General features: G+C 58.0%; 11 protein-coding genes. 1 reads left to right on the top strand and 10 read right to left on the bottom strand.

The window, feature by feature from the left end; translation table 11 throughout:
• Positions 1-27 precede the first annotated feature (27 nt).
• The 9 genes from NLK58_RS20075 to NLK58_RS20035 form a co-directional block, all read right to left on the bottom strand.
• Positions 28-1,113 (bottom strand): hypothetical protein, encoded by a 1,086-nt coding sequence (locus tag NLK58_RS20075; RefSeq protein WP_341581599.1) that lies wholly within the window; start codon positions 1,111-1,113, stop codon positions 28-30.
• On the bottom strand, positions 1,110-4,487 hold the full coding sequence (locus NLK58_RS20070; protein ID WP_341581598.1) for a hypothetical protein: 3,378 nt from the start codon (positions 4,485-4,487) through the stop codon (positions 1,110-1,112). The genes NLK58_RS20075 and NLK58_RS20070 overlap by 4 nt, the downstream gene beginning before the upstream one ends.
• Positions 4,484-6,604, bottom strand: coding sequence for a type VI secretion system tip protein TssI/VgrG (locus tag NLK58_RS20065; protein WP_341581597.1), 2,121 nt, complete (start codon positions 6,602-6,604; stop codon positions 4,484-4,486). Before NLK58_RS20065 ends, NLK58_RS20070 begins: the two co-directional genes overlap by 4 nt.
• 246 nt (positions 6,605-6,850) lie before the next feature.
• Positions 6,851-7,819: an NAD(P)H-quinone oxidoreductase gene (locus NLK58_RS20060; RefSeq protein ID WP_117620478.1), complete on the bottom strand. Its 969-nt coding sequence runs from the start codon at positions 7,817-7,819 to the stop codon at positions 6,851-6,853.
• Between the two features lie 30 nt (positions 7,820-7,849).
• Positions 7,850-8,971 carry a DUF3524 domain-containing protein gene (locus NLK58_RS20055; protein ID WP_117620048.1) on the bottom strand — a complete coding sequence of 374 codons (1,122 nt, stop codon included), beginning with the start codon at positions 8,969-8,971 and terminating at the stop codon, positions 7,850-7,852.
• A gap of 14 nt (positions 8,972-8,985) precedes the next feature.
• Positions 8,986-10,716, bottom strand: coding sequence for a sugar phosphorylase (locus tag NLK58_RS20050; RefSeq protein WP_341581596.1), 1,731 nt, complete (start codon positions 10,714-10,716; stop codon positions 8,986-8,988).
• Complete coding sequence (locus tag NLK58_RS20045) at positions 10,713-11,936, bottom strand: glycosyl transferase (protein WP_341581595.1); 1,224 nt, start codon at positions 11,934-11,936, stop codon at positions 10,713-10,715. The genes NLK58_RS20050 and NLK58_RS20045 overlap by 4 nt, the downstream gene beginning before the upstream one ends.
• A 35-nt stretch (positions 11,937-11,971) precedes the next feature.
• Positions 11,972-12,775: an HAD-IIB family hydrolase gene (locus NLK58_RS20040; protein WP_341581594.1), complete on the bottom strand. Its 804-nt coding sequence runs from the start codon at positions 12,773-12,775 to the stop codon at positions 11,972-11,974.
• 12 nt (positions 12,776-12,787) lie between these two features.
• On the bottom strand, positions 12,788-13,726 hold the full coding sequence (locus NLK58_RS20035) for a hypothetical protein (protein WP_117620044.1): 939 nt from the start codon (positions 13,724-13,726) through the stop codon (positions 12,788-12,790).
• Positions 13,727-13,803: 77 nt separating this feature from the next.
• Between NLK58_RS20035 and NLK58_RS20030 the strand changes: the two genes are divergently transcribed.
• A complete protein-coding gene (locus NLK58_RS20030) occupies positions 13,804-15,258 on the top strand; it encodes a protein adenylyltransferase SelO family protein (protein WP_341581593.1) in 1,455 nt (484 codons plus the stop codon).
• Between the two features lie 85 nt (positions 15,259-15,343).
• On the opposite strand, the gene NLK58_RS20025 is transcribed toward NLK58_RS20030, so the two are convergent.
• A complete protein-coding gene (locus NLK58_RS20025) occupies positions 15,344-16,858 on the bottom strand; it encodes a fumarate hydratase (RefSeq protein ID WP_341581592.1) in 1,515 nt (504 codons plus the stop codon).
• Positions 16,859-16,941 lie beyond the last annotated feature (83 nt).

Genomic DNA, 16,941 nt, shown 5'->3' with positions numbered 1-16,941 from the left:
ATTGAGACTTGCTTCTTCGATCAGGCCTTAAATTGGTGATGCGCCAGCCGGGCGTTGTTTCCGATATTCCTCCATCGATATCTTGCCCAGTTGCGGAGTAAGCTTGCAGAATCGGGTTCCCCAGGGGTATTCATTCTGATGTCTATAAACTTCTGCCCAGCCCTCACCGTCCTTCCAGGATTCCAGGTCAAGGTCTCGCCAGTACCGGGGATTGCGTCCTGTCCTCCTGTCGTGTTCTGCCGTTACCGGGTCCAGGTGACGGAAAGGTTCGAGGCGAGGGGTATCAGGTAGCGGCTGACTCACATCCATGTAACGCTGCAGCATATCCCAGGTAGCCAGTACTTCATTCTTGTTTGACTCAATGGTGCTAAAGGCCGTTTTGTTGAAGGTTTTCTGGGTATAGCGGTGCACCAACATTAACCGGTAAAAGACGCCACTTTCCTGGATAACCCGGTCCACATAGGCATCGAATTCCACAAAGGGAACTTCGAAAAAGCGTTTTCGTCCCAAAGCAATCCGGACCTGGCCGGTGACTCGGTTGAATTCACTGCAGCCGTCCTCCATTGTCTCGTTTAACCGTTTGTTGAGTGTCTTTTCGAATGGTTTGAGAAGGAAGCCTAGGCCGGTGCTCATGATCCAGTTGGTGGTGACGGGGGTCACCCAGATCGCAAATGCAAACCAACTTAATGTCAGAAGAAAGGCTGTTGCAATCACGATGATAGCAATGGCATCAGACAGGTTAGGTTGTTCGAGGAACTCTACAACCCCCCAGCAAACCATTCCCACTCCGCTCAGCCACAGAAAAATTATCCAAGTAAGAGGTATGATTAAGATCAAGAACTTAAGCCCCAGCTTCCCGTTCAAAAACCGTATCCGCTGATGATCCCACCACCAATCCTCATCCCGGAATTCCGGATCGCTCTTTTCGCAGTCCTGAAGTGCCTCAACATCCTGAATCGTGCCAAGGTAAGGAACGGCCCCCGCATAGCTGCCAAAAGGCTGCAACTCTTCGCCAATGCGGGTGCGTTTAGTCGGGGCCTCGGGCAAGGGGCCAATGGCCGATGCCCGGAAGGCTGTGTCCATGAACACGGATTGTTCGTGTTCGCTGTTCATGTGCTGACCTCGGTGAAGTACCAGTAAGGGGATTGAGGCTGGGAATAGGGGTTCAGGACCGACCGAACTTTGGAAGGTGGTTGACTATGCTGTGTAACATCGAACGGCTCGTAGTCCCCGAGCACCGGGGCGGGGAACACCAGCGGTCCCAGTTCGGTATCCAGGGTGGCCTGAAGCCCAACTCGGACCTGAGTCGTTACAGTCTCCTCGTAAAACAAACCCTGATAACTGCTGTCCTGGATTTCACGCCGCACAAGGAATCGAACCGCTGACTGGTTGGGCAGGGACTGCCGGGCGGTGACCTTGGTCAGCGGTGTGACCTTAAGCATCTGGGTATCACTTACCGAATCTGTCGAGCCGGGAGCGACAGCTGTAGCTGTCGAGGACTGGTAGGCTACCTCCTGGACTACCAAACGGAATGGGCTGTCAGTTAGGCCGCCACCACCCTTTCGGTATATCCTCAAGCGACTAACGAGCGGGAACTGGAGCGTAATCACGTAATCATCCGCTTTCGGCGGATAGTCAGGGTGGGCGAGCGCAGGGTCTTGCTCCACCTCCTCATACCGCTGGGCCGTCACCTGAACAGGCGACAAAAGGGCCAGCAACTGGCTGTAGTAGGCTTGATCATCCCGCCCCGGCAACGCTCCATCAGGGTAAGTGCCCCAAGGGCCACGTTTGAGCAGTTTTTCAAAGGCATCATCGGTGGCAGCCCCCGCATACAGCCCGCCACCAACCGTCATCACTAAACCAAAAATAGCCCAGCCCCAACCTGGTATTGCCAGCAAGCCATGCATAAGGGGAGACGACAAAACAACCAAGCTTCCGGTCATGGCGATTGCATGCCCTGTCGCGGTATCGAAGTCCTTATTGGTCATGCTGATTCGCATGTCCCAATAGCTCAGGCCAGCTCCGACCCCGCCAGCGACGAATGTTGCCAGGCCGGCGACACGGACCAGCGTAGAGGCTCCACTACGTTTCAGCAAGCTCCCAATAAATGTCCAGTTTTTCATATCAAACAGAGGTCGGACCGCGATCTGATGTACTCTTGCAGTAGCCCCAGTCGCAGCGGAGGATCTGCCCAACACTTCGCTGAGTTTGAGTGATGCAGCAAGTAGCTCACTCCCCGCACCAGCCAAGAGCTTCGTAACTGCTAGAGGTACATTTCCCTGATCAGATTTTACTGCTTTTCGAAGTGACTGAGCTTCCAAAAAAACATTAAAAGCAGCCAATACCACCAACCCATGAGACACCGCCGGACCATCCACTACCTGCCCAACCTGCTTGGCATAATCCACCTTAAGCAAACTCAGTTTATGGGCTTCAGGGTGCCCCGCTGGAGCAGAAAAAACAAAGGCCGAGCCGGCGACCTTTTTAATGGCCTCATCCAATGCTTCTGCGGCACGCCCGGGACTGGTCGAAGCCATCCGGTTGCCTGTCTCATCTAACAGATCCGCGTACAGGTAATCCTTGCTCCGTGTAAGCAAGCCCTCCGTTCGGTCGAAATCCGTAAGGCCACGTTTGAGACCATGACCAGATACTCCCACGATAATTCGTTGCTCCATAGCCCCGGTCCGCCCCATCACATCGATGCCCCTGAGCGTCGGGTCAGCCAGCACAAGATTCGAACTGACTCTCTGCATAATCCGCTGTATTTCGAGGGACTGAATCACGTCTTCTTCGACAAGGCGTTTGCATACTGTCAGTATCGAAGTGCTCCATTCGTTAAGGGCACCAGAAATCATGCCTCCTACCTTGCCTGCGTTAGCAACCCCCTTGATCGCACTGCTATTGCCTGCATCGTTTTCTCTGACCTGCTTCTCAAGGTGCACCAAAGACTGAACATTCAGTCGATTTAACAACGCTTCATCAATCTCAGCCTGCTGCTGGGCAAGTTGTCGCAAGCGCTCAAATGGGGATATTGCAGAAGAATCGCTCTCATGCTCTTTCGTTGATTCGTCTGCTGCCGGAGCCCACTTTTCCAGGAAATCGCCAGCAACTATCCATTGCCGTAAACCGGTGAACACGTGATTGCGGCTTGCCACACCCTGTGCTTTAAGGACCCCCGGAATCTGCTGCAGGATGTTCAGCTTGTCAGCAATCAGCAAGTATGCTTCACAGATCGCAACATCCCTGCATTCACGGTAGTCGTCGAAGACCGGGTCGAGCTTTCTTCCTTTTATCATGTCCAGAAGCCCGTCAACGTGTCTTTCAATTATGCGGATAGCATGATTTTTTTCCGCAGTGTGCAACACATTATCCAACTTCTCCCGGTCTATAGCTTTTGCGTAATTGGCCAGGGCACTGGGACTTCCATTTGGCAAAGGATCAAACACGGCTTGCCTAATCAGCATGGCTGAGTGAGCCATAGGGTTTTTCTGAATCGACACATCCACCGCATCCAGATAATGCAATGCCAACTGCAACTGGGCGAGGCTGTGACGCAATCTGAACAGTGGATCCGGCAGCGCCACACAGGCCAGGCCTCTCTGGCCTCGCAAGTCGGCCAGCATGTCGTTCCCAGGATCGCATTGGATACCCAGTCCAACTGACTCGTCACCCTCTTCCTGGTTGTCTTTCAGCCGTTTAGCGAGTTTTGAACAGAGCTCTGAATCTGAGGGTTGTTCAAAGGTTGGCAAGAAATCCCGGGGGTTCTCCAGCATCAGCTCAACGCCAAGATCCCGAGCTCGCAATTCGGGCACATCCTCAATTCGAGAAGCCGGGAATCCGGTCCTAAAGCTCAGCGAGTCCACCGTGGTAACGGCCCATGCGTGCCCTACACCAGTTGTACGGGCAGTCCGTGTGCGCTCATCTTCTTCCAACGCCTGGATGTAACTCCAGTCCCACTGAACTTCGCTGTAAGCCATTCGGAAATCGTGCAAAACCGCCTGACTCTCCAGAAATACCGGTAGTAGTACATCATCCAACCACTCGCCCTCTGCGGGGCGCTCTATCCTTAAACTGCTGTTTAGATCGTTGATCGATTCCCGAGCGTTGGCCAGGTCAACATCACTTAGTCTGGAATCCGGACCGATCTGCAGCTCACGCCATAACCTATCGCGACAAAAAACATAAAGGAAACCGGGCCGAAGCATCGCAACTGCCTTTCCCTGATTGACGGGCGCACCATAACCGACAGTAACGGGTAGCGTGCTCTCGACCTCTGCAAGAGGCTTCACACGTAGCAGAGTGTTCTCCTGATGATCTTCCCGCTCGACATTCGACCGCGCGTTCTTGATGAGCGGAATGGCGATTTGGCCTCCCTTACGCTTTGGAATCGTGAGGACGAGATCGTGCGGGTTGGTTTCATCGTATTCGGCTTTGCGACACACGGAGCGCTCTTTACACTCATCTGAAAACGCCACAGTATCAGTCATTCGTTGTCCTCCTTTGACACCCCTTTCCAGGCCTCCACGGTGTCCCTGTCGAGTTTGCCGCCGATAACATCGACAATCAGCTTTCGCTCGCTGCCAGGCAACTCCTGTAGAGGGGCGTCGGCTGAAGAACCATTTTGGCGAGTGCTGACATTCGCAAGCCTCACTTCAGACGCCGCTACTGGTTTGTCTTTTTCCAGAATCTGCGGAAACTGAGTATTCTGAGGAAAAGTGCCAGTACCACCCCCCGGACTCCCCCCAGAATTGATCCCCACCCCCGGCCCCGCCAGCGTCACGCCACTCGGATCCAGCTTGAGCAAACTGCCACCCGCCGAAATAGTGAGCTCTGCTCCGGCGTCCAGCACCACTTTGGCGCCGGCCTTGTGGTGTACTTCAGTACCGGCTTCGCTGAGGGTGCCCTTGCCGGATTTCTGGTGGAAGGTGCCGCCGATGTTCTGAGGGCAATCGCCGCCCACGGATTCGCGCTTTTCTCCGTCGACAGTGCAGTGTTCATTGGCTTTTGTGTGGCTGAAGCGGTTGTTCTCGACGGTGAGGTGGCTATCGTTCCGGATCACCTCGGTCCGGTTGTTCTCGGTAAGCAAGTCCAGGTCTTTCTGGGCGTGGAGGTAGATCTGCTCCTGGTCGGCTTCGTCTTCAAACCTCAGTTCGTTGCTGCCCTCGCCCTTGTGGGTTTTGGTTTTCAGGGTGGTGCGGGTTTTGTGTTCCGGCAGCGCATAGGGCGGCGTGTTGGTGACGTGGTGGGTGCGACCGGTGATGATGGGCTGGTCCGGGTCGCCGTCCAGGAAGGAGACAATCACTTCGTGGCCCATCCTGGGCAGTGCCATGAAGCCGTACTGGCCGCCGGCCCAGCCCTGGCTGACCCGTAGCCAGGCGCTGCTGTGTTCGTTATTGCGGCTGTATCTATCCCACGGAAAGCGGACTTTTACCCGGCCGTGCTTATCACAGTGAATCTCTTCACCCTCGGGCCCGGTGACCATGGCAATCTGCGGGCCGTCCATCCGGGGGCGGTGTTGGGTTTGTGGCCGCCAGGGGATGTCGGCGGGCACCGCGCGGAATTGGTTATGGTAGGTGGTCGGCTCGCTGCCGCCCTCTTCTTCCAGGGCCTGGGGTTGGGTGCCGGTGTGGATGATCGCCGTCAGCAGCCATTCCCGGTTCAGGGCATCGCTGCCGTGGTCAGTCAGTTCTACCTTGGCACCCGCACAGAAATCCGGGCGGTTGCTCTCCCCGGTGGCGGTGCGGGCGTCGTTGCGCAGGGACTGAAGTCTGGCTTCGGTGAAGGGCTGGCCACTGGCGTCGGCCTTGAAGCGGCCGGGGTAGTCGTAGTGCTGGTAGTCCTCGCGATGATGCAATCCGCCGGTGGCATTCTCGTGCATCAGGGCGTAGGCCGGATTCCTGAAGGTGTAGTCCTTCATGGCCACGGAGGCCACCCGCACCCGTTCCTCGTATCGGAAGCGATACACCACCGGGCGCCGGGTGCTGCCGCCCGCGTTGGCGTTGTACTCCGCGGGAGCCAGTGTCGGGGCATCGCCGTGGTGGTCGGCGATGACCAGGACCGGTTGAATCTCCCCGTCCACGCTGCCGTGTTCGTAGCGGTAGTGCCAGCCTTCCTCGGCGGCCAGGCGTTCGACAAAGGCCCGGTCGCTTTCCCGGTGCTGGACGCAATACTCCCGCTCTTGCGGTGGGCGTTTGAAATCAAAGACCGAATCGATAATGCCCCGCTCCTCCAACAGGGTCCGCACGATGGCATCGGTGCCTTGGGCCTGGAAGATCCGGCTGTTGTGCATCAGGCCCAAACGCCAGAGCGGGGGCTGGATGACCAGTTCGTAGCGGGTGCGCCGGTGGCCGGAACCGCCCCGGGCGAATTCGCTGACCACGCCGGTGAAACGCCGAAGCGGCACGCCGTCCTGCCAGACGGCGAGATCGACCGGTTGTTCCAGAATGTCCGCAGCCTGAATCGACCGGTCGGTACTGGCCAGCTCGAGATGGCCGTGGAACACCTCGGAAAGGCGTTCGGCCAGGGTGAAGCCAACCACTGAGAATAGATCCGGGGGGAGTTCGCCAACACGGGCGGTAAACTGCAATCCGCTTGCCTGGGGCATATCTTCAATCCCTGAAGTTGGGGTCAGATGAACTTTCATCTGACCCCGAATTCCACGCCAACCACATCCTGGTCGGGTTGACGAACAACAACTGGCGGGGAAAGTACCAGCACTGGTTCAGAAAATCCAGTGGTGAGGGCTGAACATGGGGTCAGATGAAAATGGGGTCAGATGAAAAGTTCATCTGACCCCATTTTCATCTGACCCCGATTTCAACCGATCAGCTTTCCTGCAAGGCCTGCCGGATCAGTCTGAGACTTTCAGGAGCACCTTTCCGGTGTTCTTGTTTTCGGAGACGTAGGCCATTGCCTCTTCTACCTGCTCAATCGGCCAGGTGCTGTCGATCAGCGGTTCGATCTGGCAGGCACTGAGCAGTGGCCAGACATGCCGGTACAGGGCCTGCATCACCTCGCCTTTGTCTGCGACGGTGCGGGAGCGAAGCGTGGAGCCGATCAGGCGCTGGCGCTTGATCAGCATCAGCCCCAGATCCACTTCGGCCATTCGCCCGCCCATCAGTCCGATCAGCACAATGCGGCCGTCGACATTCAGCACCTTCTGGTCGTCCGCAATGTAACTGCCGCCGACCGGGTCCAGCACCATATCCACCCCGCCCCAGCTCTTAACCGCGTCAACAAAGGAACCCGCTTTCCGGTTCCAGACACCACTGGCTCCCAGGTTCCGGCAGGTCTCCAGCTTGGCGTCATCGCCGGCGGTCGCAAACACCGGGTTGCCAAACGCCGTGGCCAGTTGAATAACAGCGGTGCCCAGTCCGCTGGCGCCTGCGTGCAGAAGCACCCGCTCACCGGGTTTCAGCGCTGCCTCGTGGTAGAGGTTCAGCCAGGCCGTGGCAAAAACTTCCGGAATCGCCGCGGCTTTCTCCAGAGTCAGGCCCTTGGGTATTGGCAATACCTGAATGTCCGGTACAACCACGCGGGTGGCGTAGCCCCCGCCCGTCAGCAAGGCACACACTTCATCCCCGGGCTGAAAGCGGCTAACGCCCGGGCCAACCGAGGCAATCCGGCCACTCACTTCCAGGCCCAGGATGTCGGAGGCACCCGGCGGAGGCGGGTAAACACCGGCCCGCTGCATAAGGTCCGCCCGGTTGATTGCTGTCCAGACTACTTCGATTTCTACGTGATCTGCCGGTGGCTCACCCGGCCCTTCCCAGGTTTCCCAGCGGAGGTTGGCCCCCGTCATCTTGATTGCTTTGCTCATGTCTGATATCTCGGCCTTGCTCATATCCGCTCAGGATACCCCATGTTTTTCAAGCGTTGCACGAATGATATCGCCATAGCGAGTGGCAAGCGACGAAACCCGCCACTCACCCGGGCAACTGGGCAAGGGAGGATTTGCCAACAGTTCCGCAAGCCGGTCAGCCGCGGCCAAAGCCTCGGCTTCTGGCTCGCCCGGATGGCTTGGGTAGCGCTGATTCCGGGGGACGTATTCCGGATAAGCAAGCCGGTCCGGAGCGAGCGCAAGGCAGCCAGAAGCCATGGCCTCCAGCATCGCCAGTCCCTGAAAATCGTGCAGCGCCGTGGAAACAGCCACATCCGCCTGCCTGAGCAGCCGGTTGTAATCGTCGCGGCTTGCCATGAAACCAAAATTGACCAGCCGTTCGCTGTGTCGCTGCTCGATCAACCGGAACGCCTCAGGTGCGTTGCGGAACTGCTCACCCACTACACTGATACGAAACGGCTGGCCACGGGCGACCAGTGCATCCAGCAGAAGCAGCAGCCGGTCCGGCCCCTTGTCGTATTCCCAGCGATGGTTCCACACCAGATGCGGGCACTGTCGATCAACGCCACAATGATCGCCTGCAAACAGGCTGTCTTCAACCGGTACAGGAAGCACCCTGGATTTTTCATCAATAGTGCGGATCAGGCCTTCAGGTACACCATCAGGCAGCTTGTCCAGAAAAGCCTGGGCCTGCTCAAGAAAGCTGCGTCGGTTCCAGTCGCTGTTGAACAGAACCGTATCCGCGGCGACCACACTGTACAGGTTCACCATTTTAGGCTCAGCGCTGGAATGCTGGTTGCCGGAATCCGGGTAGGCGAACTGGTTCTCGTGCATGTACAGGATGGCAGGCGTTGCGGCGAGATGGGGGTGGATTCCCCGGAGGCTGGCAAGATCCACCATGGAGGTAACCAGCAACAGATCCCAGGATTCCTGCAGCAAGGGTTCCCGAAACCAGCTCAGCGCATTACCACGAATCCGCCACTGGAAGAACCGGGGCGGCAGGGCCAGGGTATGCCAGTCGAACTCCGGATGCGTTGCCACCAGCTGTTCCCGCCAGCGTCGGTGGCTGCCTGCATCGTAGGCCGAAAGCAGGAGTATTCGGGGTCGGTTCGTTGCTGTGTGTTCGGGCATGGGCGCATTCTGCCCTACTCCCGGTTCGACAACCAGACGCTTTGATAGGGCTTAAGTGTGATCGAGCCGGACAGGTCATCGATCTTCATACCCGAGATCAGGTCCTGCCAGTGATCGGTTCCTATGAGATTGATATCACTCAAAGCCACTGGCTGAACCTCATCGCTGATGTTGTGAATGCAGAAGATCGACTGATCCCGCCGCATGCTCTGCCGCCAGAAGCCAAATAACTGAAGGCCCAGATGCAGGGTGAACTGGGTGGCATTGGGGTGGAATGCGGGCTGTTTTCGACGGATGGCAATCAGGCGCTTCAACTCCTGGAAGGCCTTGCTGTGATGGCTCAGGGGGTCCGCGAGCTTCTGCTCCAGCTCATCCAGTTGCCACTGGCTGCGGTTAATGGACCGCAGCCGACCGGTGTGCTCCACCCGCTCCAGATCGTTCTCAGTCGCCAGCAGGCTGTGGATGTAGAACGCCGGAATCCCCTCCAGCGCCAGCATCACGGTGTGAGCGCAGACAAAGCGCTGCAACTGCCAGTGATCCCGGCCAGACTCCGCCGTGCCCTGAAGTGCATCGTACAGGGCAATGTTGATTTCGTAGGGCTGGTCCCGGCCATCCGGCGTGCGCCGGTACGATACCTTGCCACCGAACGAGTCCATGGTGTTGATCAGCCGCTGCTTCTCTTCCTCAGTCAGCAGACCATCCGTCGGCCGCATACCGACGCCATCGTGAGACGCAATAAAGTTCAGATACGTGGTGCCCATCTGTGCCGGCGGCATGCTCATCAGCCAGGTTTTCAGGTGCTTGCAGTCGCCGGTAACCAGGGTATTGATCAGCAGTGGCGGCAGGGAGAAGTTATAGATGACATGGGCTTCGTTGGCGTTGCCGAAATAGGTCAGGTTTTCCCGGTTGGGCACGTTGGTCTCGGTAATGACCACCGCATCCGGACTGTGATGCTCGATCAGAAGGCGCAGGATCTTGATCAGCTCGTGGGTCTGCCTGAGGTGGATGCTGGGCGTGCCCGGCTCTTTCCACAGGAAAGCCACCGCATCCAGTCTGAACAGGGTAATGCCCCGCTCCAGGTATTGCCGAATGATCGCCGCGAACTCCATCAACACCTTCGGGTTGGCAAAGTTCAGATCGACCTGGTCCTCACTAAAGGTACACCAGACGTACCGCTCACCATCGTCGGTCTGCACCGGATTCAGCAGCGGTGAGGTGCGGGGCCTCACCACGGCACTCAGATCATCCCGGGGATTGCCCTCAAAGAAATAGTCCTTGCCCGGATCCACCCGTTTTCGGAAATTCTCAAACCAACGGCTGCGGGCCGACATGTGGTTAACAACCAAATCCGCCATGAGCCGGTAATCCCGGGCGATGCGCTCGATGTCTTCCCAGGTTCCGTGGGATTCGTTGACAGCCAGGTAATCCATCACCGAGAAACCATCGTCTGAGCTGTAGGGGAAAAACGGCAGGATATGGACGGACGACAGGCTGTCAGCCAGGCAGTCACTGAGGAACCGGTGCAAAGTGACCAGAGGCTTCTCCCCTGGCTGCTGCACCGTATCGGCATAGGTGATCAGCACCACATCCGATTCATCCCAGTTGTTCTGATGGGCCGGGGGCGGCGGCTGGTTGGCCGCCAGACCCATGGTAATCAGCAGCTGTTCCGAAAGGAAATCGCAATCCAGTTCCGGGTAGACCACGTCCAGCATGGCCACCAGCTTGGCTTTCAGCGGCTGGTTCATGGCCGGAATTCCTCGTTATCCACCTCGACCGCCTCCAGCAACTGTTCCTTGATATCCGGGAGGGCGCTGGTTACCCGGTTCCAGCTGGGAATGAAGGGGGTATCCATGGGGTTATCCAGAAAATAGGCGCCGGCCCGCATCACATTCTGGGCGAACAGCTCCACGGCTTTCTCTTCCTTGTGCCGGTCAAAGGTCAGGCCGTTGATTATGGCGTCGTTCTGGTAGGTTTCGACAAAATCCAGGGCGATCCGGAAATAGGTGGCCTTGATGGTGCGAAATTTCTCGTTGGAGAAAATCTCGCCGTTGGTCGCCAGCTTGCGGAACAGGGCCTTGGCGATGTCCATGCTCATTTTTGAGAGCCCCCTGCTGGCATCCTCGGGGGACAGTTCCTGATGTTTGTGATCGTACACATCGGCGATGTCCACCTGGCACAGACGGTTGGTCGCGTAGTTGCGCTTCATTTCCGAAAGCACTCCGATCTCCAGGCCCCAGTCGCTGGGGATGCGCAGATCGTTGATCACGTCGGTACGGAACGAGAATTCACCGGCCAGGGGATAGCGGTAACTGTCCAGGTAATCCAGAAAATCGTTGGGGCCGCACACCTTTTTCAGGGCCCGGATCAGTGGTGTCACCAACAGGCGGCTGACCCGACCGTTCATTTTGCTATCGGCCACCCGGGCGTAATAGCCTTTGCAGAACATATAGTTGAAGCCCGGGTTCGCCACCGGGTATATCAGCCGCGCCACCAGGTCCCTGGAATAGGTCAGGATGTCGCAATCGTGCAGCGCAACCGATTTACTCACCCCAGACGCCAGCACATAGCCGAAGCAGTACCAGACATTTCGTCCCTTGCCCATTTCCGTCGGTGCCAGATTTTGCTCACGAAGCTGGAGATCAATGGCCCTCAGTCGCGGCCCGTCGTTCCACAACACTTTGAAGTTCTGGGGCAACTCAGAGAAATACTCGAGGGCATGGCGATATTGCTCCTCGTTCGCCCGGTCCAGGCCGATAACAACCTGATCCAGATAGGACACCTTGCCAAGTTCCTGCACGATGTTTTTCAGGGCCGGGCCTTCCAGCTCGGAATAGAGCGACGGCAGCACCAGGGACATGGGGCGGGATTTGCGGAAGTTCATCAACTCCGCTTCGAGGTCCTCCACCGGGCGGCGAACCAGGTTATGGAGGGTGGTGATAATGCCATTCTGGTAAAAGTCGCCCATGGCGGCTCTCCTTTTTATACCCTTACTTAAACAGGTCAGTACCCGTACTCAAACAAGAGATTGAGCACACACTCATTCCAGCCTTCGGGGCCGGGCTTGAGGGAGCGCATGGCGTGCTTTGCCGAAGGTAACGTCACCTCTTCGCTTTTTACGCCCCGGATCACCACCGGTATATCCGCCGATTCGAGCATTCGCTGATCGTTGGGGCTGTCGCCGAGGGCGATGGCCACCAGCGGCTGCTCGCCGTAACGCTCCCGGTATTTGCCCAGCAAGAAACGGGCCCCATCGGCTTTATCGAAAATGCCCATGGCGTGAAGGAAACGTCCTCCCGGCACCAGCCGGAGATTTTCGTTCGCCAGGGCCGCTTTAAATTCGGCCAGTCCCTCGTCGGCACCCTGCCAGATTAACGGCTCGGTACCCAGGCGCTGTTTCGCCCGTTCTGCCGCGGCCGGATCGAGACCCGTTTCACCGGCCAGCTCTTCGGCAGACATGTCATCGAAGCCCCGAAACTGCGCACCCGCGGTCCGTTGGGCGCCAAGGACTTCGAGCACCCGGTCCCGGGTTGCACCAAAATTCACCATTTCCTCAGCGGTATTGCCGAAGGTGTGAGGCGGAATAATGACCGCTGCACCGTTTTCGACAATAAAGGGGGCGGTATTTCCAAGCTCCTCCCGCAACGCCCGTATTTCCGGCAGGGTCTTGCTGGAGTTGAGCACCAGCGGAATCGCCGCCGCCCGGAGCTTTGCCAGCGCGGGGCGCGCCGGCTGCCAGCGATAATCGTCGTGGTCAAGCAGGGTGCCATCCAGGTCTGAAAAAATAAGCAAACGGGGTCTGGCCATGGTGGGTCTCCGTTAACCTGCGCGGAACTGCGGAAGGCCCAGGGAGTGATCCTCGGCCACCTTAATCAGAACATCAGCCCGGCCCGGCATTTCAGCAAGACAGGCCCGGGTAACGCGTTCGTAATGCATGACGAATCGGGCGACTTCGTCGTCATCCATAATGCGCAAGCCTTGGGCGCAGGCACCAGCATCGCCCCACTCTGGTGCGCCACGGATTTTCCGGGCCAGCTTCTGCTCCTGTAGACTGCGCCATTCCAGAACACACTCCATGGACGGGGCTTTCAGCATCACCAGGCAATCGATCTGGCCGAAAAAATCGCGGTACTGGCCTTTCAACTGCTCATTGACATACGTCCGCCAGGTTCCATCGGGGTCTTCGTCCGCCTCCAGCCGATTGATCGGAGACCTCAGCACTCCCTCATCCTCGGGCCGGGCATCCAGACACCAGCCTTCAATCAGGATCACCTCCGCCCGGCCCGGGAAGGCAGGCCAGCCATCGGTTGGAACCCGATCATCCCTGGATTTGTCGAAGGAAGGAATCGGGGTAGTGGCATCAGGCCCCGCGGAGCGAAGCTGGCCCAACACTCTTTGCCCGAGTGCAACATCGTGGGTGCCCGGCACACCCCGGGTTTTAAACAGGGGGTGGACCCGTTCGGCAAGGTCCTGGCGCTCAGCTCTGGTAAGGTAGATGTCATCAAGGGAAAAGCTGGCGGTGGGACAGTTCCGGTGCCGGGCGAGAATTTCCCGCAGAAACAGGGTCAGCGTGGACTTGCCAGTGCCCTGGGCTCCGTGAATGCCCGCCACTACCGGGCGTTTTTCCGTATCATGGAGCGCCAGGATATGGTCCGCCAGTGGCAAAATGGTCTGTTCCACGGTCTGGGCGTAGGTCTCGGGCAGGCCCTCCTGTTGAATCAGGGCCTTGATGGTTTGTTCGAGCGATCGGTCAGGCACGTTGGTTTTCCCGGTTTTGACAGATGGTTTAAGAAACAGGTCAGCAGAATTCGTACCAATGGGAGTATAGGCATTTTATGAGTGGCAACGGTTTTCGTGTGGAGCATCGCTACCTGGAACTCCCGGACAGCTTTTATACAAGAGTCCAACCCTCACCCCTGAGCGGCGCAAAGATGGTGTGCTTCAACCACACGCTGGCTGGGCAGATGGGCTTCCATGCCGAGTCCGAATCCGACTGGACCGGCGTGGGCGCAGGTACAGAGTTGCTTGAGGGCATGGACCCGGTGGCAATGAAATACACCGGCCACCAGTTCGGCGTATACAACCCCGAACTCGGCGACGGCCGGGGCCTCCTGCTATGGGAAACCGTGGGGCCGGACGGTCGCCGCTGGGACTGGCACCTGAAAGGCGCAGGCATGACCCCCTATTCCCGATTCGGCGACGGCCGGGCCGTTCTGCGCTCCACCATCCGCGAATACCTCTGCAGTGAGGCCATGCATGGCCTGGGCATCACCACTACCCGGGCTCTTTTTATGGTAAGCGCCAGAGACCCGGTTCGCCGGGAATCCATCGAAACCGCCGCAGCGCTGGTTCGGGTGGCCCAGAGCCATATCCGCTTCGGCCATTTCGAGTTCGCGGCCCATCATGAAGGACCGGAAACGGTCAAAACCCTGCTCGAACACGTCATCTCGCTGCACTTTCCCCATTTGATCAGCCTGCCGGATGACGAACGCCACAGCCGCTGGTTCGGGGAGGTGGTGGAGCTCACCGCCCGGATGATTGCAGACTGGCAGGCTGTGGGCTTCTGCCATGGCGTGATGAACAGCGACAATATGTCGATCATCGGCGACACCTTTGATTATGGCCCCTTCGCATTCCTCGACGATTTCGATGCTGGCTACATCTGCAACCACACCGACCAGGCCGGGCGATACGCCTACAACCGCCAGCCGCAGGTGGGCTTTGATAATTGCCAGTACCTGGCCCGTGCCCTCCTGCCGATTATGGATGAGGATGACGTGCGCCGGGGGCTGCGCCGCTACGAAACCGCCTACAACGAACGGTTCCTGCAGAACATGCGCGACAAACTGGGCCTGGCAATCGAGGATGAGGGAGACCTGAGCCTGATCATGGACACCTTCAGCATGCTGCATGAGCATCACGTGGACTACACCGCGTTCTTCCGGGCACTGTCCAATCTATATGCTAAAGGCCACGCGCCAGTCAGGGACCTGTTCGTGGATCGCAGCGTAGCGGACCAGTGGCTGGAGCGCTATGAAGAGAGACTCAAGAGCGAGACCCGTGCCCACGACGAACGAGAGTACGCCATGCGCGGGGTGAATCCGAAGTATGTGCTGAGAAACTATCTGGCCCAGCAGGTTATCCTGGAAGCACAGAACGGGGATTATGAACCGATGAAGGCACTGCTCAAGGTTCTGGAGAGCCCCTTCGATGAGCAGCCGGAAAACGAAGCTTACGCTGCTTTACCGCCAGACTGGGGCAAGCATCTGAATATCAGCTGTTCCAGCTGACCGTAGATAAAGACGGGGTCAGATGAAAATGGGGTCAGATGAAACTTCATCTGACCCCATTTTCATCTGACCCCAATTTCAGCTTTCAGACTGCCTTGGCCGCGATGATCTTCTCGTGCCATTCAGCCGGGCCGGTCTGGTGCACCGAAGAACCACGTGAGTCTACCGCTACCGTGACCGGCATATCTTCTACTTCGAACTCGTAAATCGCTTCCATACCCAGCTCCGGGAAGGCAACCACTTCGGCGTGCTTGATCGCCTTGGAAACCAGGTAGGCGGAACCACCCACGGCCATCAGGTAAACCGCACCGAATTCCTTGATGGCGTCGATGGCTACCTGGCCGCGCTCGGCCTTACCGATCATGCCGGTCAGGCCCGTTTTCTCCAGCATGGTGTGGGTGAACTTGTCCATACGGGTTGCAGTGGTCGGGCCGGCGGGACCAACTACTTCTTCGCGCACCGGATCCACTGGGCCCACGTAGTAGATGAAACGGCCCTTCAGATCCACCGGCAGCTCCTCGCCTTTTCCGATCATGTCCACCATCTTCTTGTGGGCGGCATCGCGGCCGGTCAGCATCTTGCCGGACAGCAGAACGGTTTCACCCGGCTGCCAGTCCTTCACATCTTCCGGTGTTACGGTATCCAGGTTCACGCGGCGAACGTTTTCACCCACTTCCCAGGTGATTTCCGGCCAGTCGTCCAGGCTCGGTGGGGTCTGCAGGGAGGGGCCGGTGCCATCCAGGGTAAAGTGAGCATGGCGGGTGGCCGCACAGTTCGGAATGATAGCCACGGGCTTGTTGGCGGCGTGAGTCGGGTAGTCCTTCACCTTTACATCCAGAACCGTGGTCAGGCCGCCGAGGCCCTGGGCACCAATGCCCAACTCGTTGACCTTGTCGAACAGCTCCAGGCGCAGCTCCTCTGCGCGGCTGGACGCGCCACGCTCTTGCAGATCGTGAATATCGATCGGGTCCAGCAAAGATTCTTTTGCCATTTCCATGGCTTTCTCCGCGGTACCACCGATACCAATACCCAGCATGCCCGGCGGGCACCAGCCAGCGCCCATTTGCGGCACCATCTTCAGCACCCAGTCCACGACCGAATCCGAAGGATTCAGCATGGCGAACTTGGATTTCGCCTCGGAACCGCCGCCCTTGGCGGCAACATGCACCTCAACCTTGTCGCCCGGCACCATCTTATAGTGGATGATGGCCGGCGTGTTATCACCGGTGTTCTGGCGCTTGCCATCCGGATCCGCCAGGATCGAAGCCCGCAGTACGTTATCCGGATGCGTGTACGCCCGGCGCACGCCTTCGTTGATCACCTCATCCAGCGGCAGCTCGCAATCCCACTGCACGTTCATTCCGATGTTCACGAATACGGTGACAATACCGGTGTCCTGGCACAGCGGCCGGTGACCCTGGGCACACATACGTGAATTGATCAGAATCTGGGCCATGGCATCCCTGGCCGCCTCGCTCTCTTCCCGCTGGTAGGCTTCATGAACCGCGTCAATGAAATCCTTCGGGTGGTAGTAGGAAATGAACTGCAGCGCGTCCGCTACGCTTTCAATCAGGTCGTCCTGGCGGATTACGGTGGTCATAGGCGCCTCATCAGCTTGATATCGTTATGTTGTGTCATCGGAAATCGGGAGGCGAGAGTTTACCAGAAAATCGGTTTGGCGAG

Origin of the sequence: Marinobacter metalliresistant (assembly GCF_038098645.1) — a bacterium.
GTDB lineage: Bacteria > Pseudomonadota > Gammaproteobacteria > Pseudomonadales > Oleiphilaceae > Marinobacter > Marinobacter metalliresistant.
Note: the sequence above shows the minus strand (reverse complement) of the source record. Positions and strands in the feature narration are given on the sequence as shown.